This is a genomic window from Kitasatospora sp. NPDC059646, from assembly GCF_042734615.1.
Lineage (GTDB): Bacteria > Actinomycetota > Actinomycetes > Streptomycetales > Streptomycetaceae > Kitasatospora.
Genome location: NZ_JBHWDS010000013.1, coordinates 1 through 19,375, shown reverse-complemented (window position 1 = coordinate 19,375; position 19,375 = coordinate 1). Strand labels below are relative to the sequence as shown.

The window sequence follows — 19,375 nt, the reverse complement described above, 5'->3', positions numbered from 1 at the left end:
TACCGGGTCATTCGGTGGTGTTCCCACGATCACTGCTCCCCTGCGACGTCCGAACGTGCACGTACTCCGCGGGTGCGGCTACCCGGGCTGCGGCAGACGACACGTTCGGCGTCGCGCCCGGCGCCCGTCCGCCCCCTCATCTCGCAGGAACCTGTCGAAGAGCGGCCGATGAGGGGAGGGACAACGACCGCCGGAGCTGGTCGGACCGCCCTGCGGATCACCGCAGCAGCCCGTGCCGACGGTGCCGTCGTCATGCAGCTCGATGGCGAAGTCGTCGGGCCCCGAACGGTTGTCGGTCGATCCGCCCGTCGGGCAGCGGCCGCAGCGGCGGTCAACCGTCCGGCGAGTCGGTCCCCAGTGCTGGTGACGGTGGCGACGCCCACACCGGGGCAGGTGCCGGACACCGCCGACAGAGACGGCCTCGGCGCGGGCAAGCAACGCGCCGGCGGGCGCGGGTGGTGGCGGCACCCGCCAGGACGGTGGTGGCGGGGGCGGTGGTGTGCAGAGTGGCGGTTTCGGCGGCGACGGCGCGGTCGTGCGCGAGGAGCGTCATGGACGGGCTGGAGCCGTCCATGACGACCCGAACACGGAGAGCCGGGGGGAGAACTGACGGGTCGTCCGGTCCCGCCAGCCGCAGGCGAGGACCGTCGGTTGCGCCGCTGCGGTCCGGGCCGGGGTGGGTGGCCGCTCCTGTGCGGCCCGGCCGGCGTCCTGCCGGCCGCCGGCCGGAGTGGTGATCGGCGGCTCCTGCCCCCCACATCAAGACCTCCCCTCCCGGCCTGCACCACTCCCCCGCACGAATCCGTGCCGCTTCGGCGGTCGGCCGGGCGGCAGGACCGGGGAGGGCGGTCAGCCGGTGATGGCGACGGGGGCGTCCCAGGCGTTGCGGTCGACGGTCAGGGTGGCGCCGCCGTAGGTCTCGCGCTGGTTGACCTGGTACTGGTGGGCGCGGCGGTGCCCGCCGAACAGGCTGCTGCTGTACGGGAAGCTGCCGGTGGTGTCGGCGGCGCCGTCGTACTTGGCGTACCAGAGGGCTTCGGGGAGGTCGGCGGCGCCTTGTTCGGCGGCCTTGGCGATGCCGGCGGCGCTGGAGGAGGCGAAGCCGTAGAAGCCGGGCCGGTACGAGCGGGCCTTGACCGCGCGGTTGAACGACTGGGTGTAGGCGAGCACCGCGTCCGCGCACGCCGTGTCGGCGGTGTTGTAGGCCTCCATGTCGAGGTAGAGCGTGCTGCCCGGGCGCATCCCCAGCGCGGAGGCCTTGCCGACCGCGTCGGCGCCGTCCGCCGCCCCCAGCGCGACCGCCGTGTCGGCGGTGATCTTCTCGGGGCTGGCGCCGGTCTGGCACGGCGGCTGCGCCCCCACGTACAGCGGCACCAGCTTCCAGCCCGAGCCGGCGACCGCGCCCACCCAGGACGCGGTGAGCTGGGGCTGCGCGCAGCCGCGGTTCCTGCCGCCGACGTAGACGGCGATCGCCCCGTACGGGGAGGCGCCGCGCCAGGCGTTCATGGTGGCCAGCGGCGGCGCGGTGCAGGTGTCGAACGCCAGGCCGGTGAAGACGCTCCCGCTGGAGGCCCCCACCAGTGCGCCGCCCGCAACCGCGGACGGCTTGGCGGCGGCCGACGCGGAGACCACGGCGGAGGCGGACCCGGACGGCGACGCGGAACGGGAGGCCGACGCCGACGCCGACGCGGACCCCGAGGCCGACGGCGCCGCCGACGGACCGTCACTCGCCGACGGCGAGGCCCCCGGCACCGTCCCGGCCGACTCGCCGGCCGCCTCGCTGCGCGGCCCGTCCGCAGGCTTCGCACACGAGCCGAGCACCAACGCGGCAGCCACAACGGACGCGCAGACGGCAGACAGCATCACGCTGCGCCCCCTGCGACGGGGGGTGTTCGGCACAGAGGTTCCTCACTGAGACGTGTCCGCAGGAGCGGCGAACGATGCCCGTATGAATATCACCTGAGACCGCGTCCGTTCCACGCAGGCCGGCGCCGGCAGCCGGGACGCCCGCGCTCCTGTCTCCCACCACGGCCGGAGGGGCCCGGAGCGGCCCCGCCCCGGGAAGTCACCCGCTGCCGGCCGGCCCGGAGGGCGCACCGGTGCTGCCGGAACCGGACTGTCCGGCCCGCCGCGGCCCGGCACTTCGACGAGGGGCCGCTGCACCGGGCCGTCGCCCGTCAGGCCGCGGTCCGCACCAGCCGGCCGTGCCCGGCGGGTGTCGCCCCGTCACGGGGAGGCCGGGTCCGGCGGGGTGTCATCCGCGGGACGGTGCTTCTCGCCGCGGGCAGGTCCCGCAGGGGTTCGCCGGGTCGATGGCGTAGTAGAGGCAGCAGCCGCTGCGGGTGCGGGTCCAGGCTCCGTGTTCGCGGCGGAAGGCGGCGGGGCCGGTCCAGGGCGGGGTGTCGGCGGGGACGAGGGCGGTGGCGACGGTGACGGCCCGGTCCTCCTGGTCGAGCACGAGGCCGAGGTACCGGATGCCGGAGACCAGGTCGTCGGTGGCCATGCCCCACAGTGCGCGGGGACCGCGTCGGACGTGGGGCTGGAAGGCCGCGAGGACGGGTCCGACGTGGGCGGCGACGGCATCGCGCAGGGCGGCCTCGTCACCGAGCGCCCAGTCGCCGGGGCGGAGGGCGAAGTCGCCGGTGTCGGCGGCGATCCACAGGTCGCGGGCGGCCAGGACCGGGACTCGTCGCTCCAGGTACCAGACGCCGCTGATCAGCAGCGAGGCGCTCCACAGGTAGTGGTGCAGCAGCCGGGAGGCTGCGACGTGTGGCCGCGGGGTGATGCCGTGTCGGCTGCGGATCCGGGCGGTCTCGCCGTCGATGAGCTGTTCGACGGAGGAGGCGAGCCGGTCGGCGGGGATCCACTGCCGGCCGGCCGGCGGGGCGCAGTCGACCAGGGTGAGCCCCAACACCGGGCAGTACTCGCCAAGTTGACGGTACGTCTCGGCCAGTCTGTCGGCCGTCGGCGGACACCCGGCGGGCAGGTGGAGCATGGTGACCCCCCGTGGGATTGAGGTGAGGCAAACCTTACACACGCTCACCTCGGACTTGACGAACTTAGGCAAGCCTCACCAAACTTTGATCTCGTGCTCAGTACCGAAACCCCGGCGTCCACAGCCCCGGCAGCTCGGCACTCGACGGTCCGGCGGCCTCTGCTGCTGGCGTCCGGTGTCGGTGTGCTGGTGCTCTGCGCGGCGCTCAGCCTCGCCCTCGGATCGCGATCGATCCCGCTGTCCACCGTGATTGACGCCCTGTCCGGAACGGCGCACGGCGGCGACGCCGATGTCGTGGTGGGCCTGCGGGTGCCGCGGACCGTCATCGGAGTGACCGCCGGCGCCGCCCTCGGAGTGGCCGGGGCGGTCGCCCAGGGCGTCACCCGCAACCCGCTGGCCTCGCCGACCACGCTGGGGATCAACGCCGGGGCGGGCTTCGCCGTGGTGGTGGCGATCTTCGCGCTGGGCCTGACCCGGCCGCTGGAGTTCGTCTGGTTCGCCGTCGCCGGTGCGGCGGGCGCCGCGCTGCTCGCGTACGGAATGGCCCGCCGCTCGGGCGATCTCGACCCGGTGCGGCTCGCGCTCGGCGGCACCGTGCTCTCGGCCGTCCTCGCCTCCTGGACCTCGGCGCTGATGCTGGCGAGCCGTCGGACGCTGGACGAGGCCCGGTTCTGGCTGGCGGGTTCGATCAGCGGGCGCAGCCTGGACGCGCTGTACCAGGTGCTGCCGCTGGTCGTGCTCGGGCTGCTGCTCGCACTGCTGGTCTCCCCCGCGCTCAACGCGCTGGCGCTCGGCGACGAGGCCGCACAGGCGCTGGGCGTGCCGGTGGCCCGGATCCGGGTGGTGGGCGGCCTGGCCGTGGTGCTGCTGGCGGCGGGCTCGGTCGCGGTGGCGGGGCCGGTGGCGTTCGTCGGACTCGCCGCGCCGCACCTGGTGCGTCCGCTGCTGGGCGGCGACCACCGGCTGCTGGTGCCGGGCTGTCTGATCGCCGGGCCGGTGCTGCTGCTGACGGCCGATGTGCTGGGCCGTCTGGTGCTGAGTCCGTCCGAGATCGAGGTCGGCATCGTCACCGCGTTCCTCGGCGCGCCGCTGCTCGCGGTGCTGGCCCGGAAGGTGGCGGCGCGATGAGCCGGTCCGTACCGGGCCGTCCGGAGCCCGTCGTGCCGACGACGCCCCGCTCCGCGGCGGGCCGTCCGCCGCTCGTCGTGCCGACGACGCGCGGTGCCGCGGCCCGGGCCCGCCGGCGGAGCCTCGTACTGATCGCCGCCGCCGCGGTCCTGCTGGTGCTGCTGACCGGGGTGGCGCTGTCCACCGGCCAGGTGCGGATCCCGTTGCTGGACGCCCTGCGCGCGCTGTTCGGCTTCGGCGCGGACGGTGACGTGCTGGTGGTGCGGGAGTTCCGCGCACCGCGGGTGCTGTCGGCGCTGTTCGCGGGGGCCGGCCTGGCGGTGGCGGGTTCGCTGCTGCAGCGGCTGTTCCGCAACCCGCTGGCGTCCCCGGACGTCATCGGGGTGACCGGCGGCGCCTCGTTCGGCGCGGTGCTGCTGCTGGCCACCGGCGCCTCGCAGGCGCTGACCCCGCTGGCGGCGCTCGGCGGCGGACTGCTCGCGGCGGCGCTGCTCGGAGCGTTCGCGTGGCGCTCCCGGCTGGCCGTGACCCGGCTGGTGCTGGTGGGTCTGGCGGTGCAGGCGGGGCTGGCGGCGGCGGTCAACCTGATGATCGTCCGGTTCCCGGCGGAGCTGGCCGGCCAGGCGCTGCAGTGGACCACCGGTTCGCTGTACGGCCGCACCTGGCCCGAGGTGTGGGCCGTGGGCGGGGCCGTCGCGGTCGCGGTGACGGCGGTGTTCCTGATGAACCGTCAGGTCGCCGTTCTCGACCTGGGCGACGACTCGGCCGGCGGGCTCGGCCTCGACCCGCACCGGGCGCGGCTCGCGCTGCTGCTGCTCGCCGTGGTGCTGGCCTCGCTGGCCGCCGCGCTGACCGGACCGGTCGCCTTCGTGGCGCTGGCCGTGCCGCACCTGGTGCGCCTGCTGGCCGGGCCGCCGACCCCGGCGACGCTGGCGCTGACCGCACTGACCGGCGCGCTGCTGCTGCTGGCCGCCGACCACCTCGTCCTGCACGTCCTGCCGGTGCACGGCCTGCCCGTCGGCGCCGCCACCGCGACGCTCGGCGCCCCCTGGCTGCTGGCGCTGATGATCCGCCAGGGCCGACAGCCGCAGAGGAGCTCCCGATGACCACCACCACGACCACGGCCACCGCCGCCACGACCGCCGCCGCCGACCGGCTGGCCGCGCACGGCCTGCACCTGCGCTACGGCGACCGCACGGTCGTCCGGGGCCTGGACCTCGAACTGCCCGGCGGCGCGGTCACCGCCATCGTCGGCCCGAACGCCTGCGGCAAGTCCACCCTGCTGCGGGGCCTGGTCCGGCTGCTCGGCCCGGCGGCCGGCACCGTCACCCTGGACGGCGCCGACATCCACCGGATGCCGGCCAGAACGCTGGCCCGCCGGATGGGCCTGCTGCCGCAGCAGCCCGTCACGCCCGAGGCGGTCACCGTGGAGGCGCTGGTCCGGCTCGGCCGCTACCCGCACCAGCGGATGCTGACCCCCTGGTCGGCCGCCGACCGGGACGCCGTCGAGGAGGCGCTGCGCCGCACCGGCACCGACGCGCTGCGCGACCGCCCGGTGGACCAGCTCTCCGGCGGCCAGCGGCAGCGCGCCTGGATCGCGCTGGCGCTGGCCCAGGACACCGAGCTGCTGCTGCTGGACGAGCCGACCACCTTCCTGGACCTGCGGCACCAGCTGGACGTCCTGGACCTGGTCGCCGACCTGCACCGGGACTTCGGACGGACGGTGGTCATGGTGCTGCACGACCTCGGCCAGGCGGCCCGCTACGCCGACCACCTGGTGGTGCTCGACGGCGGCAAACTGGCCGCGGCCGGCCCGCCGGGCGAGGTGCTGACGGCCGACCTGGTCGAGCGGGTCTTCCAGGTGCCCTGCCGCGTGATCCCCGACCCCGAGACCGGCACTCCGCTGGTCGTGCCGCTGGCCCGCCGCTGACTCCCCCTCGGCTTCCGGTGGTGCCACGACAAGTCGCCACCGGGCGACGAACCCTGCCCGAAAACACTCCCGCAAGGACAGAGACATGATCAACCGCAGACTCCCCGCCGCCGTGCTCGCCGCCGTCCTCTCCACCACCCTGCTGGCCGCCTGCGGCAGCAGCGGCTCCACGGACTCCCGGCCGGCCGCGAGCCGGGCCGCGGGCGACAGCGCCGCGGTCTTCCCGCGCAGCGTCAAGCACGCGATGGGAACCGCCGAGATCAAGGCGCAGCCCAAGCGGGTCGTGGTGCTGGACTCCGGGGAGCTGGACGACGTCACGCTGCTCGGCATCACCCCGGTCGGCGCGGTCGCCCCGCACCTGAAGACCGAGGGCGGCTTCCCCGCGTACCTCAAGGGCAGGGTCGACGGCACCAAGGACGTCGGTCCGATGAACGAACCGAACCTGGAGCTGATCGCCTCCCTCAAGCCGGACCTGATCCTCACCTCCAAGGTCCGCCACCAGAAGGTGTACGAGAAGCTCAACGCGATCGCCCCGACCGTGATGGCCGAGACCACCGGGCAGCCCTGGAAGGAGAACCTCAAGCTCTACGCCGAGGCGCTGGGCAAGGAGGCCGAGGCGAAGAAGGCGGTGGCCGACTACGAGGCCCGGGCGGCCAGGCTCGGCGAGGCGGTCAGGGCCAAGTACAGCGGCAAGGCGCCGACGGTGTCGGTGGTCCGGTTCGTGGCCGGCCCGACCCGCCTCTACCAGAACGCCTCGTTCAGTGGCGTGGTGCTCGCGGACGTCGGCATGGCCCGCGCCATCCAGGCGCCGGACGTCGACAAGTCGATGCTGGAGGTCGGCCCGGAGCAGATCAACCAGGCCGACGCCGACCTGGTGTTCGTCACCACCTCCGACGACCCGAGCAAGACCAAGCAGGCCGAGATCCAGCAGACCGCCGTCTGGCAGGGCCTGAACGCGGTGAAGAACGGCAAGGTCTTCACCGTCCCGGACGAGACCTGGATGTCCGGGATCGGCGTCCAGGCCGCCGACGAGATGCTCAAGGACATCGCCGAGGCCGCCGGCGTCGACGCGCCCGAGTAACCCTTCCGTTCCGCCACCTGCACTGGGAGTGACCACCATGCGGCTCTACCTTCTCGCCCTGAACCCCACCGACTCGGTGACCGACGGCTTCCTGCCGGCGGCCGCGAAGCTCGGACTCGACGTCACGGTGCTGACCGACAGCGTCGAGGACCACCGCCGGGCCTACGCGGACCGGGAGTTCAGACCGGAGGTGGTCGGGTGCGAGGTCCGCGACTTCCGCGCGGTGATCAGTACCGTCTCGCAACTGGCGGCCCCCGACGCGGTGTTCAGCAACAGCGACCACCTGCAGACCCAGACCGCGCTGGCCGCCGAGTACTTCGGGCTGCCGGCCAAGGACTGGCGGGCCGCGCTGCGCGCCAAGGACAAGGGCCTGCTGCGCCGCCACCTGGCGCTGGCCGGCCTGGACACCGTCCGCTCCGCCGAGTTGCCGCCGGGCGCCGACCCGTCCGGACCGGACGTCCCCCACCCGTGCGTGGTCAAGCCGCGCGAGGGCGTGGCCAGCGAGGACGTCTCGCTGGTCGCCGACCCGGCCGAACTCGCCCGCCGCTGCGCGGAGATCCGCGCCCGGCGGCCGGGGGCGACGCTGGTGGTCGAGGAGTTCCTGGCGGGCGAGCTGCACACCCTGGAGACCCTCGGCGACGGCCGCACCCGGCACGTCCTCGGCGGCTTCCGGACCCGGCTCTCCCCGCCGCCGGACTTCATCGAGGAGGTCCTGACCTTCGTCCCGGCCCACCCGCCGGAGGTCACCCGGCAGGTGCTGGCCCAGCTCGACGCGCTCGGCGTCGGCCTCGGGGCCTGCCACACCGAGTTCGTCGTCCAGCCGGACGGCCGGGCCCGGATCATCGAGGTCAACTACCGCGCCATCGGGGACCAGTGCGACCTGATGCTGGCGCGGATCCTCGACGTCCCGTTCTTCGAACTGGTGCTGCGCGCCCACCTCGGCGAGCGGCTGCCCGCCGACCTGGGCCTGCGCACCGACCGGCGGGCCCGCAACGAGGCGATCCTGGCCGACCGGGCCGGCACGCTGACCGCCGCCCCGGGCCCGTACGACAGCGAGGCCGACGGCGTCGCCCTCTCCTACCGGCCGACCCGCCGGATCGGCGAGCGCCACGAGCACCACCGGACCAACCGCGACTACCTCGGCGTGGTCTGGGCGACGGCCCCGAGCCAGCAGCAGGCGGACAGCGCCGTGGCCGCCTTCATCGCCGCCAACCGCTGGGAGATCGCCCCGTGACCGCCGCCGAGCAGTTGACGCTGCGGGTGCTCTCCGCCCTGCTGCGCGAGGACGTGCTCGGCCTGCGCACCGGCGCAGCGCTGGAGCAGCGCTCCGACGGGCCGTGGCTGCGCAGCGGCCGGTACGCGCTGCCGGTGGCGCCCGAGGGCTTCCAGTGCGAGTACGCCGCCCGGCTGCCGCTGCTGGAGGCGGACGGCCGCGCGCTGGCCGAACTCCCGGAGATCCTGGCCCGGTTGGCCGCCGACGCCGATCCGCGGGACCGGCCCGGGCACCTCGCCTTCGCCGAGGAGTGCCGGCAGACCCTGGCCACCATGGAGCTGCACGACACCGTCCGGGACGGGGTGCACGGCCGGCTCGCCGAGGTGTACGGCGCGGACCCGGCCCGGTGGACCGGTCTCGGCGCCTCGCCGGCCTTCGACACCCTCGCCGCCCACCTCGACCATCCGGTGTACCCCACCGCGCGCGGGCGCGCCGGCCTCACCGAACATCAACTGCGGTCCTACGCGCCGGAGTTCCACCCGTCGTTCGAGCTGCGCTGGCTGGCCGTGCCGGCCGGCGAGCTGGACGTGCACGGGGCCGAGCCGCTCCCCCGCTGGTGGCCGAACGCCCGCCGGTTCGGGGTGGCGGGCGACCACCTGACCCTGCCGGTCCACCCGCTGACCGTCGACCACCTCCCCGACCTGCCCGGCGCGGTCCTGGTCGACGAGCCGTACCTGGAGGTGCTGCCCACCCTGTCGATGCGCACCGTCGCGGTCGCCCGCGACCCGTCCCTGCACCTCAAGCTGCCGCTGGCCACCGCCACCCTCGGGCTGCGCAACCGGCGCACCATCAAGCCGGGCACGCTCGCCGACGGGGCGGCCGGACAGCTGCTGCTCCAGGCCGTGCTGGACCGCGAACCGCGGCTCGCCGCACGGATCCTGCACGCCGACGAGCAGTGCCACGCCCAGGCCGCCGGGGACGAGCTGCTCGCCGTCCTGCTGCGCCGCTACCCGGCCGGGCTCGACGACGCGGTGACCGTCCCGCTGGCCGCGCTGCTGGCCCCGGCGCCCGGGGGCCGGCTGGTGGTCGACCACCTCGCCGACCGGTTCTACCGGGGCTCCGTCCTGGAGCTGTACCGGGCGCTGCTGGAACTGCTGCTGGACTGGCAGACCACCCTGTTCGGGTACGGCATCGCGCTGGAGTCGCACCAGCAGAACACCTCGCTGGTGCTGGACGCGGAGGGCGGCCGGACCCGGCTGCGGCTGCTCTTCAAGGACAACGACGGCCCCCGGATCAACACCGCCCGGCTCGGCGAACTCGCCGACCACCGCCGCCTGTTCGACGACGAGCGGATCTTCGGCGACCAGGACCGGCCGCTGACCGACCTGTTCACCACCATCACCGGCCACCTGTGCACCGCCGCACTGGCCTTCGGCCTCGCCGAGCACGGCCGCGCCCCGCTCGCCCGGCTGCTCGGCCTGCTGCGCGACACGCTCGGCGAGGCCGTCGACCGGCTCGGCCCGGTCGGCACCCCGCTGCGCACCGACCTGCTGGACGCCGAGCGGCTGCCGGTCAAAGCCATGGTCACCGCGGGCACCCTGCTGGCCAAGGACCGCTCCGGTGCCGCCGACATCAACAAGCACTACACCAGCGGGCCCAACTACCTGCTCCGCGCGGGGCGGCCGTGAGCACCCGGGCGCCGGAACGCGGCGCCCCGGCCGTCGACCGGCCCGGCGGCCTCGACCGGCGCCAGGTGCACGCGGTGGCGGCCTGCTACTTCGTCGCCTCGTTCGCGGCGCTCGGCCTGCCGCCGTACCTGACCGCGATCCTGCCGTCCCTCGGCGACCGCGAGGGGCGCTGGGCCGGGCTGCTGTACATCGTGCCGACCGTGTTCAGCGCGCTCGGCGCCCCGTTCTGGGGCCGGCTGGCGGACCGGTTCGGCCGCAAGCGGCTGCTGCTGCGCGCCCAACTCGGCCTCACCCTCTCCTTCCTGCTGGCCGGCGCGGCCGACTCGCTGGCCGCCTTCACCGTCGCCCTGGTGCTGCAGGGCTTCCTCGGCGGCACCTTCGCCGCCACCAACGGCTACCTCGGGGCGGCCCTGCGCGGCTCCGAACTCTCCCGCGCCCTCACGCTGATGCAGGGCAGCGCCCGGGCCTCGCTGGTCGCCGCGCCGATCCTGGTCGGCGCGCTCTCCCCGTGGGTCTCCCCGCACCGGCAGTACCTGCTGATGGCCGTCCTGCCGCTGGCGGCCGCCGCGCTGCTGGCCTTCCTGCCCGAGCCCGGCCGGCCGCACGGCTCCACCGCCCGCACCGGCGGCGGACGGCCGGCGCCGGCGGGGCCGCTGCGCCTGCTCTACCTCTTCGAGTTCGCCTTCGTCTTCGCCACCATCGTCTCCTTCCCCTACCTGATCGCCCTGGTCGAGCAGCGCCTGCCCGGTGTCTCCGGCACCGTCTCCGGCGTCCTGTTCGCCCTGCCGCACCTGGTGTACCTGCTGAGCGCGGGCCGGGTGCACCGGATGTTCCACCACCGGCCCCGCAGCGGCCTGTTCGCCGCCTTCGTGCTGGTCGGCCTGGGCCTCGCCGGGCACGGCGCCGCCCACTCCCTGCCCGGCCTCGCGCTCGCCCGGGCGGTCCTCGGCGTCGGCCTCACGCTCGGCCTGGTCTGCCTGTCCGTGCTCGCCGCGGCCGCCGCCGAAGGGCGCGCCCCGGGGCGGATGTTCGGCACGCTGGAGCTGGTCTCCAAGGGCGGTGCGGTCGCCGCCGGCGCCGCCGCCGCCCTGGTCAACGGCGCCTTCGGCCCGACCGCCCCCGTACTGGCCGGCACCGCCGCGGCCGCACTCGCCGCCACTCTCGTCCTCCTGACCCGCTGGAGCCCCCGATGACCACCCAGACCGACCGCCGTCCGTCGGCGGCGGGCCCGGACGCCCTGCCCACCGCCGACCACGCCGTCTCCCACACCCTGCTGAACTGCCTGCTCCGCGAGGTCTCCGCCCCCGAGCACCAGACCGCCGTCGCCGACGGCGCCCTGCTGCTCCGCCTCCCCCGGTGCGGCGCCCTGCTGCGGGTCGCGCTGCGCCGCACCTCGCTGCTCGGCGCGCACCGCTTCACCGGCCCGGTCAGCCGGCAGACTCCGGACGGCTGGCGGGAGTTGGGCTGGCAGGAGCTGGCCGGGCACATCCGCACCGAACTCACCCTGCGCACCGGCGTGGCCAACGAGGAGTTCCTCGACCAGGTCGCCTCCAGCCACCGCGGGGTCGGCGCCGCCCTCACCGGCCGACCCGCCGCCGGCGACGACCGGTACCTGGAATCGGAGCAGGCCCTGCTCCTCGGCCACCGCTTCCACCCGGCGCCCAAGTCCCGTTCCGCGGAGCGCGGTTCGTGGTCCGACTACGCCCCGGAGGCCCGCGCCGCGTTCCGCCTGCGCCACCTCGCCGTGCGCTCCGAGTACATCGCCCAGGACGCCGCCGACCCGGCCGCGCTCGCCCGCCTGGACGCGCTGCGCCCCGTCCCGGACGGCTACACGCTGCTGCCCGCCCACCCCTGGCAGTACCAACTGCTGTCCGACCACCCGCTGTTCACCGCCGCCCTGGACCGCGGCGACGTCCTCGACCTCGGCGAGGGCGGCACCCCGTACGCCGCCACCGCCTCGGTGCGCACCCTGTACGGCGACGGCGCGTTCCTCAAGTTCAGCCTGAACGTGCGGATCACCAACTGCCTGCGGAAGAACTCGGCGTACGAGCTCGCCGGCGCCGTCGCCCTCACCCGCCTGCTCGCCGGGCCGCTCGCCGACCTGGCGGAGCGGTTCCCCGCCGCCGCCGTGCTGCGCGAGCCCGCGTTCCGCACCCTCGCCCTGCCGGGCGCGGGCGGGGCACCGGACACCGCGCTCTTCGAGGGCTTCGGACTGATCGTGCGGGAGGGGCTGGCGCCCGCCGTCCGGCCCGGCCTGACCCCGCTGCTGGCCGCCGCCGTCGCCGACGAGTACCCGACCAGCCCCGCGCAGATCTCCGCCCTGCTGGCCGGGCGCGACGCCGCGGACGCCCGCGCCTGGTGGGCCGCCTACCTGCGGCTCGTCGTCCCGCCGGTGCTCGCCGCGTACTTCGACCACGGCGTGGTGCTGGAGCCGCACCTGCAGAACGTCCTGGTCTGCGTGGACGCCGACGGCAGGCCCGCGCAGGTGCTGTTCCGCGACCTGGAGGGCACCAAGCTGCTCCCGGAGCACAACGCCGCGCTGCTCGCCGGCCTGCCCCCCGAGGTGGCCGGCCCGATGACGTACGACGCCCAGCGCGGCTGGGACCGCGTCGTCTACTGCCTGGTCGTCAACCACCTCGCCGAACTGCTCGCCGCCCTCGCCGACCGGCACCCCGAGCTGGAGGCCGCGCTGTGGGACGAACTCCGCACGGTGCTCGGCGACTACGCCTCCGAACACGGCTGCCCGCCGCGGCTGGCCGCCCTGCTGGCCGGCGTCCCGCTGCCGGCCAAGGCGAACCTGCTGACCCGCTGGTCCCGCCGCCCCGACCGGGAGGCGGCCTACGTGCCGATCGCCTCGCCGCTGTCCCTCTCCGCCGGAATGTGCACCTCGATCCCCGCCCCCGCCGAGGAGTACGCGTGACCGTCCGCACCGCCGCCGCCGGGCTGACCGAACTCCCGGCCTACCTGTACGACCTGTCCGCCCTGCGCGCCCACGCGGCCGCGGTCCGGGCGGCCCTGCCCGAACGCGTCGAGCTGTACTACGCCGCCAAGGCCAACCCCGAGGCGCCGATCCTCGCCGCGCTGCACGGCCTGGTGGACGGCTACGAGGTCTCCTCCGGCGGCGAGTTGGCGCACGTCCACGCCACCGTCCCGGACGCGCCGCTGGCCTTCGGCGGCCCCGGCAAGTCCCCCGAGGAGATCGCCGCCGCCCTCCGGCTGCCCGCCGTGCGGCGCTGGCACGTGGAGAGCGAACGCGAACTGCGCGCCCTCGCCGCGGCCGCCGACCGGCCGGTGGACGTCCTGCTGCGTGCCAACCTCCCGGTCGGCGACGACGCCCTCGACGGCGTCGCCCTCGCCATGGGCGGGCGCCCCACCCCGTTCGGCATGGACCCCGACCGGATCGAGGACTGCCTCGCCCTGCTCGCCTCCCCCGGCTTCGAACGGCTGCGCCTGCGCGGCATCCACGCCCACCTGGCCAGCGGCCTGACCGCCGCCGAGCACCTGCGCGTCGCCGGGCGGATCGTCGACTGGTCCGCCGGCCTGGCCGCCCGCCACGGCCTCCCGCTGCACGAGGTGAACGTCGGCGGCGGCATGGCCGTCGACTACGGCGACCCGGACGCCCGCTTCGACTGGGCCGCCTTCGGCGAAGGCCTCGACAAGCTCCTGGCCCGCCACCCGGGCGTCACGACGCTCCGGATCGAACCCGGCCGCGCCCTCACCGCCCACTGCGGCTGGTACGTCACCGAGGTGCTGGACGTGAAGCACAGCCACGGCGAGGCCTTCGCCGTGGTCCGCGGCGGCACCCACCACCTGCGCACCCCGGCCACCCGCGGCCACTCCCAGCCGTTCACCGTCCTGCCCGTCGAGGGCTGGCCGCACCCCTGGCCGCGCCCGGCCGCCACCGACACCCGGGTCACCGTCGCCGGCCAGCTCTGCACCCCCAAGGACGTGCTCGCCGCCCGCGCCCCGGTCGCCGGACTGCGGGCCGGCGACCGGCTGCTGTTCGCGATGGCCGGCGCGTACGCCTGGAACATCTCGCACCACGAGTTCCTGATGCACCCCCGGCCGGCCTTCCACTACCTCCGCGGCGACCGGGGGCCGGTCCTCCCCGCGCACCGTCGGTTGCCCGGCGCAGCCGCAGGTGTCGATGCGGCGGACGACTCGTGAAGGAATTAAGGGTGACGGCGCTTGTCACCTTTGGCGTCGATCGTTGAAGCATGGAGAACAACACGAACGATGCCCAGCCCCGTCCGCTGGCGGGCCGGATCGCCCTGGTCGCGGGCGCGACCCGGGGTGCGGGTCGGGCGCTGGCGGTGGAGCTGGGCAGGGCCGGGGCGACGGTGTACGTGACCGGACGGACGACGCGTGAGCGGGTCAGCGAGGTCGGCCGGGCGAGCGAGACGATCGAGGAGACGGGAGAGCTGGTCACGGCGGCCGGCGGGGTGGGGATCGCGGTGCCCACCGACCACCTGGACGAGGCGCAGGTGCGGGCGCTGTTCGGGCGGATCGAGGAGGAGCAGGGGCACCTCGACGTCCTGGTCAACGACCTGTGGGGCGGTGAACGCCTGACCGTGGAGTCGATCTTCGGGAAGAAGAGCTGGGAGACGCCGCTCGCCGACGGGCTGCGGATGCTGGAACTGGGCGTCCGCTCGCACGTGATCACGGCGGCGCTCGGCCTGCCGCTGCTGGTGCGCTCGGCCGCGCCGCTGCTGGTGGAGGTCACCGACGGCACGGCGGCGACCAACCGCCGGTACCGGGAGAACCTCTACTACGACCTGGCGAAGAACGCCCCGATCCGGATGGCCTTCGGCCTGGGCGAGGAGCTGGCGGAGTACGGCGGCGCGGCGGTGTGCGTGACCCCGGGCTTCCTGCGCTCCGAGCAGATGCTCGCGCACTTCGGCGTGACGGAGGAGAACTGGCGGGACGTCATCGCCGTCGAGCCCACGTTCGCGATCGCGGAGACGCCGCAGTACCTCGCGCGCGGGGTGGCCGCGCTGGCCGCCGACCCGCGCCGGGCCGAGCGGTGGAACCGGAAGTCGACGTCCAGCGCCGAGCTCGCCCGGGTCTACGGCGTCACGGACGTGGACGGCAGCAGGCCGGACGCCTGGGCGTACTTCGACGCGGTGGGCGAGCGGGCCGGGAAGGGGGATCCGGTCCTGGCGGAGGACTATCGCTGATCCTCGGCGGGGCCGCCGCCCCGTACCCCCTCCGCCGTCACGGCAAGGTCTGCGGCGTCCGGCCCTGCGTCGCAGTAGCGCGCGGCGAGGGCCCGGGCGTGCTCGGCGAAGCGGCCGCGGAGCGCGGGCGGGGCCAGCACTTCGGCGTCCGCGCCGAGCGGGAGCAGTTCGGCGAACGCGATGTCCTCGGACTCCACGGCCAGCTCGACGGTGACCCGGCCGCCGGGGTCCGGGGACGCGGCGGCGGCCAGCGCCCGTTCGGCCGCCGCCCGGTCGGTGACCTCGGGCAGGCGGCGCGCGCCCGCCGGGGTGAGCCGCACCGTGACGGTGGCGCGCAGCAGCGAGAGGGCGAAGCGGGCGCTGTGCTCCTGCCAGTACGCCGCCAGGTCGAAGGACGCGTCGCGGGTGAACGCGCCGTCAGTCGGCGTGCGCAGCGCGGTGATCCGGTCGGCGCGGTAGGTCAGGTAGGCGGTGCCCGCAGCGTCGGGATTCCGGCCCACCAGGTACCAGACGCCCGCCTTCAGGACCAGTCCGTACGGTTCCACCCGGCGCGGCGCCCCGGGTTCACGGCCGGGGCGGGCGTACCCGAACTCGACCGCGCGGTCCGCCCAGAGCGCGCGGGCCAGCTCCGGGAGCAGCTCCGGGGTGGACGGCTCGCGGAACCACGCCGGCGCGTCCAGGTGGAACCGCCTGGCCGAGGACTCGGCGGCCGCCCGCAGGGAGGGCAGCAGGGTGGCGGAGAGTTTCAGCCGGGCGGTGTCGGCCGCGTCGGACAGCCCGAGGTCGCGCAGCGCGGAGGGCAGGCCGGACAGGTAGAGGGTCTCGGCCTCGCTCGGGTCCAGCGTGGTGAGACGGGTCCGGTACCCGGGGGCGAGCCGGTAGCCCCCGGCCCTGCCCCGCTCGGACCGGACGGGGATCCCGGCCTCCTGCAGCGCCTGCACGTCACGGATGACGGTCCGTTCGGACACCTCCAGCTCCCGGGCCAGATCCGCAGCGGTGAGGCCGGGAACGGACTGCAACAGGAGCGCCATGCGGATCAGACGGGCAGCACGCATGCGCACCAGCATCGCCGATCCACCACCCGGCAGCTCACCCGGGGGGCAGTGCCGAGGGTCGGACCGCACGCCAGCAGGTCGGCGGGGACCGTCCGTTCGGCATGGCGTGGCGCTCCGCGGATGCGTCGGGAAAAGTTGACATGTCGGAAGTTCCCGACGGATAGTGGTGGGCATGGCAACAGTCGATGTGTTCAGCGCGCTGGCGAATCCGGTGCGGCGCAGGCTGCTGGAGGCGTTGCGGGACGGTCCGAGCGCGGCCGGTGAGCTCGCCGGGCAGTTCGCACTCAGCAGGCCCGCGGTCTCCGAGCATCTGGCGGTGCTCAGGAACGCCGGGCTGGTGCGGGAGGAGCCACGGGGGCGGCATCGCTACTACCACCTGGAGGCGAAGCCGCTTGCCGAGGTGGGCGACTGGCTGCATCCCTTCGAGCACTACTGGCGCGGCCGGATGGCGGCGCTCGCCGACCTGATCGACAAGGAGAACCCGTGACCACCCCCGACCCGACCGTCATCCACTGCGACCAGTTCGTCGCCCATGCGCCCTCGGCGGTCTGGAAGGCCTTGACCGATCCCGAGCTGCACGCGAAGTGGTGGGCCGCCGGCGACGTGCAGCCCGTCGTCGGACACCGCTTCACCCTGGACATGGGGCCGTGGGGGCTTCAGGAGTGCGAGGTGCTCGCCGTCGAGCCCGAGCGCCTGCTGCGCTACAGCTTCGCCCCGGGCTCGCTGGACACCACGATCACCTGGCGGCTGCACCCGGAGGGAACCGGCACCCGCCTGCTCCTCGAACACGCCGGCTTCGACCTGGACTCCCCGCTCGGCAGGGCCGCGCTCGACGGCATGGGACGCGGCTGGCCCGACGTCCTGCGGCGCATCGACCCGGCCCTCACTGCGGCGTCCCGGTAGGAACCGGCGCACAGCCACCCCACCGCCCGCCGGGGAAGACGGCCACACGCGCACCGGGGACGGGCTGGTCGACGTCGACCGGGGCGAGGCCGGGCGGAGCCGATCACGGGGCCGCACCGGAAGCACGCCGTGGCCCCTTGAGCACAGGGCCGGGGACGGGGCTGTCCAGCGCGGCGTGTTCGGCCGATCGGATGGCGGGCCTTCGGCGTCCGGTGTGCCGGGTGGGTGAGGGGCCGGGGGTGGCCCGGTGTGCGGGCTAGGTTCGTGGGTGTGACCGGCAACGACGCGGTCCTGGCGTTGATGGTGGCCACGGCGCTGGGCTTCGACTTCACCAACGGATTCCACGACACCGGCAACGCGATGGCGACTTCGATCGTCACGGGGGCGCTGCCGCCCCGGATCGCGGTCGCGCTGTCGGCGGTGCTGAACCTGGTCGGCGCGTTCCTGTCGACCGCCGTGGCGGCGACCATCGCCAATGGCCTGGTCGCCACCGGGAAGGTGACCCTGACGGTGGTCTGCGCCGGCCTGACCGGCAGCATCCTGTGGAACCTGGCCACCTGGTACCTCGGGATCCCGTCCAGTTCCTCGCACGCGCTGGTCGGCGGCGTGGTCGGCGCGACCGTCGCGGCGGCCGGGTTCTCGGCCGTCAAGTGGCAGGGCCTGGTCTCCAAGGTGATCGTGCCCGCGGCGCTGTCGCCGTTCATCGCCGGCCTGGTGGCGGTGGCCGGCACGTTCCTGGTCTACCGCCTCACCCGCGGCGTGCCCGACTCGGCGCGCGGGCGCGGTTTCCGGTTCGGCCAGGTCGGTTCGGCGTCGATGGTGTCGCTCGCCCACGGCACCAACGACGCGCAGAAGACCATGGGCGCCATCACGCTGGCCCTGATCGCGGCCGGCACCCTGCCGCCCGGGTCGAAGGCGCCGGACTGGGTGATCGTCTCCTGCGCGCTGGCCATCGCCCTGGGCACCTGGTTCGGCGGCTGGCGGGTGATCCGGGCCCTGGGCAAGGGCCTGGTGGAGATCGAGCCTCCGCAGGGCCTGGCCGCGGAGTCGGCGTCGGCCGCCGTCATCCTCTGCTCGACCGACTTCGGCTACTCCCTCTCCACCACCCATGTCGCCACCGGGTCGATCCTCGGTTCGGGGGTCGGCCGCACCGGGGCCCGGGTCCGCTGGCAGCTCGCCCGCAGGATGGTCGCCGCCTGGGTGCTGACGCTGCCGGCCGCCGCCCTGGTCGGCGCCCTGGCCTACGGGGTCGCGAACGGCATCGGCGGGACGGCCGGCGTGGTGGTGATCTTCGTGGCGCTGATCCTGGCGTCGGCGGCCTTCTTCGTCGCCTCCCGCCATCCGGCCGTGACGCCGGAGAACGTCAATGCCGCGTGGACCGGCACGGTGGTGCCCGGCCCCGCCAGGAACGGGGACGAGGTCAGTCCGTGAGCTCCTGGATCAACCTGGACGCGCTCTGGAGGATCGTCGTGGTGGGCCTGCTCACCGGTGCCGGCCTGCCCGCCCTGTTCGCCCTGGGCCTGCGCCTGCTCAACCCGCCCGGCACCGCCGCCGCACCCTCCCCCGGTCGCACCTCGCCCGGCCGCCCCACCGCCGGGCCGCTCCGCCGGGCCCTGGCCGGACTGCTCTTCGCCGTGGTCCTCGCGTCGATCGGGTGGGGCATCTCGGTCATCGTCGGCCACCGCTGACCCCACCCGGCCCGCCTGCGGACGGACGATCCGTCCCGTGTGCTGCCGAACTCACGGGCCCGACCGGCGGGTTGCGCACGGACATCGCCCTCACGAGACCCCGGTCCTGCGCGGCCCGGCCCGGTCCGCTTCCCGGCGGAAGCCGCCGGGAACACGCCGGCAGCCCGGGTGCGCGTGGGCGTACCCGGGCTTGCAGGGGAAGGGGCGTCAGGCGGCTCTACCTTCTGAGCCGGGTTGGTCTGGTCATTCGTAGGGTTGGACCACCCAGGGGTGCTGGGTGTGGCTATCAGGCGGCTGCCGTCTCGTGGCTAACCTCGCTTCGCCGCCCAGTACCCCACGACGACTCGGCCGCCGATTAGGAAGTGCGAGAAAGTCGCTGCGTAGAGCAATGCCGGCGAGGTCGTCCGTGGTACGAGCAGCACGAAAACGCACGTCAGGAGCACGATGAGCCGGATATGGGCGGGGATCGACAGCGGCAAGGGCCACCACCACGGCGTGGCCATCGACGCGGACGGCA

19 protein-coding genes are annotated in these 19,375 nt (G+C 74.9%); 15 read left to right on the top strand and 4 right to left on the bottom strand.

Annotation, left to right across the window (positions count from 1 at the left end):
* Positions 1-849: 849 nt before the first annotated feature.
* Positions 850-1,578, bottom strand: coding sequence for a glycoside hydrolase domain-containing protein (locus ACFV1L_RS11585; RefSeq protein WP_380365049.1), 729 nt, complete (start codon positions 1,576-1,578; stop codon positions 850-852).
* Here ACFV1L_RS11585 and ACFV1L_RS11580 point away from each other — a divergent pair.
* The gene (locus ACFV1L_RS11580; protein WP_380365048.1) at positions 1,550-1,915 is read left to right on the top strand and encodes a hypothetical protein; all 366 of its coding nucleotides are present in this window, start codon (positions 1,550-1,552) and stop codon (positions 1,913-1,915) included. The two genes, ACFV1L_RS11585 and ACFV1L_RS11580, sit on opposite strands and share 29 nt — an antisense overlap.
* Positions 1,916-2,254: 339 nt before the next feature.
* On the opposite strand, the gene ACFV1L_RS11575 is transcribed toward ACFV1L_RS11580, so the two are convergent.
* Positions 2,255-2,995 (bottom strand): (2Fe-2S)-binding protein, encoded by a 741-nt coding sequence (locus ACFV1L_RS11575; RefSeq protein WP_380365047.1) that lies wholly within the window; start codon positions 2,993-2,995, stop codon positions 2,255-2,257.
* A 159-nt stretch (positions 2,996-3,154) separates the two neighbouring features.
* Here ACFV1L_RS11575 and ACFV1L_RS11570 point away from each other — a divergent pair, with 159 nt between their 5' ends.
* The 10 genes from ACFV1L_RS11570 to ACFV1L_RS11525 all read left to right on the top strand — a co-directional run bounded on the left by ACFV1L_RS11570 (position 3,155) and on the right by ACFV1L_RS11525 (position 15,212).
* The gene (locus ACFV1L_RS11570) at positions 3,155-4,123 is read left to right on the top strand and encodes a FecCD family ABC transporter permease (RefSeq protein WP_380365184.1); all 969 of its coding nucleotides are present in this window, start codon (positions 3,155-3,157) and stop codon (positions 4,121-4,123) included.
* On the top strand, positions 4,120-5,229 hold the full coding sequence (locus tag ACFV1L_RS11565) for a FecCD family ABC transporter permease (RefSeq protein WP_380365046.1): 1,110 nt from the start codon (positions 4,120-4,122) through the stop codon (positions 5,227-5,229). Before ACFV1L_RS11570 ends, ACFV1L_RS11565 begins: the two co-directional genes overlap by 4 nt.
* Positions 5,226-6,053, top strand: a complete 828-nt coding sequence (locus tag ACFV1L_RS11560) for an ABC transporter ATP-binding protein (RefSeq protein ID WP_380365045.1) — start codon at positions 5,226-5,228, stop codon at positions 6,051-6,053. The genes ACFV1L_RS11565 and ACFV1L_RS11560 overlap by 4 nt, the downstream gene beginning before the upstream one ends.
* Before the next feature lie 85 nt (positions 6,054-6,138).
* Positions 6,139-7,134: an ABC transporter substrate-binding protein gene (locus ACFV1L_RS11555; protein WP_380365044.1), complete on the top strand. Its 996-nt coding sequence runs from the start codon at positions 6,139-6,141 to the stop codon at positions 7,132-7,134.
* 37 nt (positions 7,135-7,171) lie between these two features.
* Positions 7,172-8,368 (top strand): ATP-grasp domain-containing protein, encoded by a 1,197-nt coding sequence (locus ACFV1L_RS11550; protein WP_380365043.1) that lies wholly within the window; start codon positions 7,172-7,174, stop codon positions 8,366-8,368.
* A complete protein-coding gene (locus tag ACFV1L_RS11545) occupies positions 8,365-10,035 on the top strand; it encodes an IucA/IucC family protein (RefSeq protein ID WP_380365042.1) in 1,671 nt (556 codons plus the stop codon). The genes ACFV1L_RS11550 and ACFV1L_RS11545 overlap by 4 nt, the downstream gene beginning before the upstream one ends.
* The gene (locus ACFV1L_RS11540) at positions 10,032-11,228 is read left to right on the top strand and encodes an MFS transporter (RefSeq protein WP_380365041.1); all 1,197 of its coding nucleotides are present in this window, start codon (positions 10,032-10,034) and stop codon (positions 11,226-11,228) included. Before ACFV1L_RS11545 ends, ACFV1L_RS11540 begins: the two co-directional genes overlap by 4 nt.
* Positions 11,225-12,955, top strand: a complete 1,731-nt coding sequence (locus ACFV1L_RS11535; protein ID WP_380365040.1) for an IucA/IucC family protein — start codon at positions 11,225-11,227, stop codon at positions 12,953-12,955. The genes ACFV1L_RS11540 and ACFV1L_RS11535 overlap by 4 nt, the downstream gene beginning before the upstream one ends.
* Positions 12,952-14,202, top strand: coding sequence for a type III PLP-dependent enzyme (locus tag ACFV1L_RS11530; RefSeq protein WP_380365039.1), 1,251 nt, complete (start codon positions 12,952-12,954; stop codon positions 14,200-14,202). The genes ACFV1L_RS11535 and ACFV1L_RS11530 overlap by 4 nt, the downstream gene beginning before the upstream one ends.
* A gap of 50 nt (positions 14,203-14,252) precedes the next feature.
* Positions 14,253-15,212: an SDR family oxidoreductase gene (locus tag ACFV1L_RS11525; RefSeq protein ID WP_380365038.1), complete on the top strand. Its 960-nt coding sequence runs from the start codon at positions 14,253-14,255 to the stop codon at positions 15,210-15,212.
* Here the strand turns inward: ACFV1L_RS11525 and ACFV1L_RS11520 are convergent.
* The gene (locus ACFV1L_RS11520) at positions 15,203-16,267 is read right to left on the bottom strand and encodes a helix-turn-helix transcriptional regulator (protein WP_380365037.1); all 1,065 of its coding nucleotides are present in this window, start codon (positions 16,265-16,267) and stop codon (positions 15,203-15,205) included. The two genes, ACFV1L_RS11525 and ACFV1L_RS11520, sit on opposite strands and share 10 nt — an antisense overlap.
* Before the next feature lie 172 nt (positions 16,268-16,439).
* On the opposite strand from ACFV1L_RS11520, the gene ACFV1L_RS11515 reads away from it, so the two are divergent.
* The 4 genes from ACFV1L_RS11515 to ACFV1L_RS11500 all read left to right on the top strand — a co-directional run bounded on the left by ACFV1L_RS11515 (position 16,440) and on the right by ACFV1L_RS11500 (position 18,858).
* The gene (locus ACFV1L_RS11515) at positions 16,440-16,754 is read left to right on the top strand and encodes an ArsR/SmtB family transcription factor (RefSeq protein WP_380365036.1); all 315 of its coding nucleotides are present in this window, start codon (positions 16,440-16,442) and stop codon (positions 16,752-16,754) included.
* On the top strand, positions 16,751-17,170 hold the full coding sequence (locus tag ACFV1L_RS11510) for an SRPBCC domain-containing protein (RefSeq protein ID WP_380365035.1): 420 nt from the start codon (positions 16,751-16,753) through the stop codon (positions 17,168-17,170). Before ACFV1L_RS11515 ends, ACFV1L_RS11510 begins: the two co-directional genes overlap by 4 nt.
* Before the next feature lie 270 nt (positions 17,171-17,440).
* Positions 17,441-18,601 carry an anion permease gene (locus ACFV1L_RS11505; RefSeq protein ID WP_380365034.1) on the top strand — a complete coding sequence of 387 codons (1,161 nt, stop codon included), beginning with the start codon at positions 17,441-17,443 and terminating at the stop codon, positions 18,599-18,601.
* On the top strand, positions 18,598-18,858 hold the full coding sequence (locus ACFV1L_RS11500) for a hypothetical protein (protein ID WP_380365033.1): 261 nt from the start codon (positions 18,598-18,600) through the stop codon (positions 18,856-18,858). The genes ACFV1L_RS11505 and ACFV1L_RS11500 overlap by 4 nt, the downstream gene beginning before the upstream one ends.
* A 308-nt stretch (positions 18,859-19,166) precedes the next feature.
* On the opposite strand, the gene ACFV1L_RS11495 is transcribed toward ACFV1L_RS11500, so the two are convergent.
* A partial coding sequence (locus ACFV1L_RS11495) for a hypothetical protein (RefSeq protein WP_380365032.1) occupies positions 19,167-19,375 on the bottom strand: 209 nt, incomplete at its 5' end.

What these genes read in the sequence shown, in the direction of transcription:
- ACFV1L_RS11550 (WP_380365043.1), top strand. Translation starts at nt 7,172, where the DNA reads ATGCGGCTCTACCTTCTCGCCCTGAACCCCACCGACTCGGTGACCGAC.
- ACFV1L_RS11560 (WP_380365045.1), top strand. Translation starts at nt 5,226, where the DNA reads ATGACCACCACCACGACCACGGCCACCGCCGCCACGACCGCCGCCGCC.
- ACFV1L_RS11520 (WP_380365037.1), bottom strand. Translation starts at nt 16,267, where the DNA reads ATGCGTGCTGCCCGTCTGATCCGCATGGCGCTCCTGTTGCAGTCCGTT.
- ACFV1L_RS11555 (WP_380365044.1), top strand. Translation starts at nt 6,139, where the DNA reads ATGATCAACCGCAGACTCCCCGCCGCCGTGCTCGCCGCCGTCCTCTCC.
- ACFV1L_RS11565 (WP_380365046.1), top strand. Translation starts at nt 4,120, where the DNA reads ATGAGCCGGTCCGTACCGGGCCGTCCGGAGCCCGTCGTGCCGACGACG.
- ACFV1L_RS11575 (WP_380365047.1), bottom strand. Translation starts at nt 2,995, where the DNA reads ATGCTCCACCTGCCCGCCGGGTGTCCGCCGACGGCCGACAGACTGGCC.
- ACFV1L_RS11515 (WP_380365036.1), top strand. Translation starts at nt 16,440, where the DNA reads ATGGCAACAGTCGATGTGTTCAGCGCGCTGGCGAATCCGGTGCGGCGC.
- ACFV1L_RS11535 (WP_380365040.1), top strand. Translation starts at nt 11,225, where the DNA reads ATGACCACCCAGACCGACCGCCGTCCGTCGGCGGCGGGCCCGGACGCC.
- ACFV1L_RS11525 (WP_380365038.1), top strand. Translation starts at nt 14,253, where the DNA reads ATGGAGAACAACACGAACGATGCCCAGCCCCGTCCGCTGGCGGGCCGG.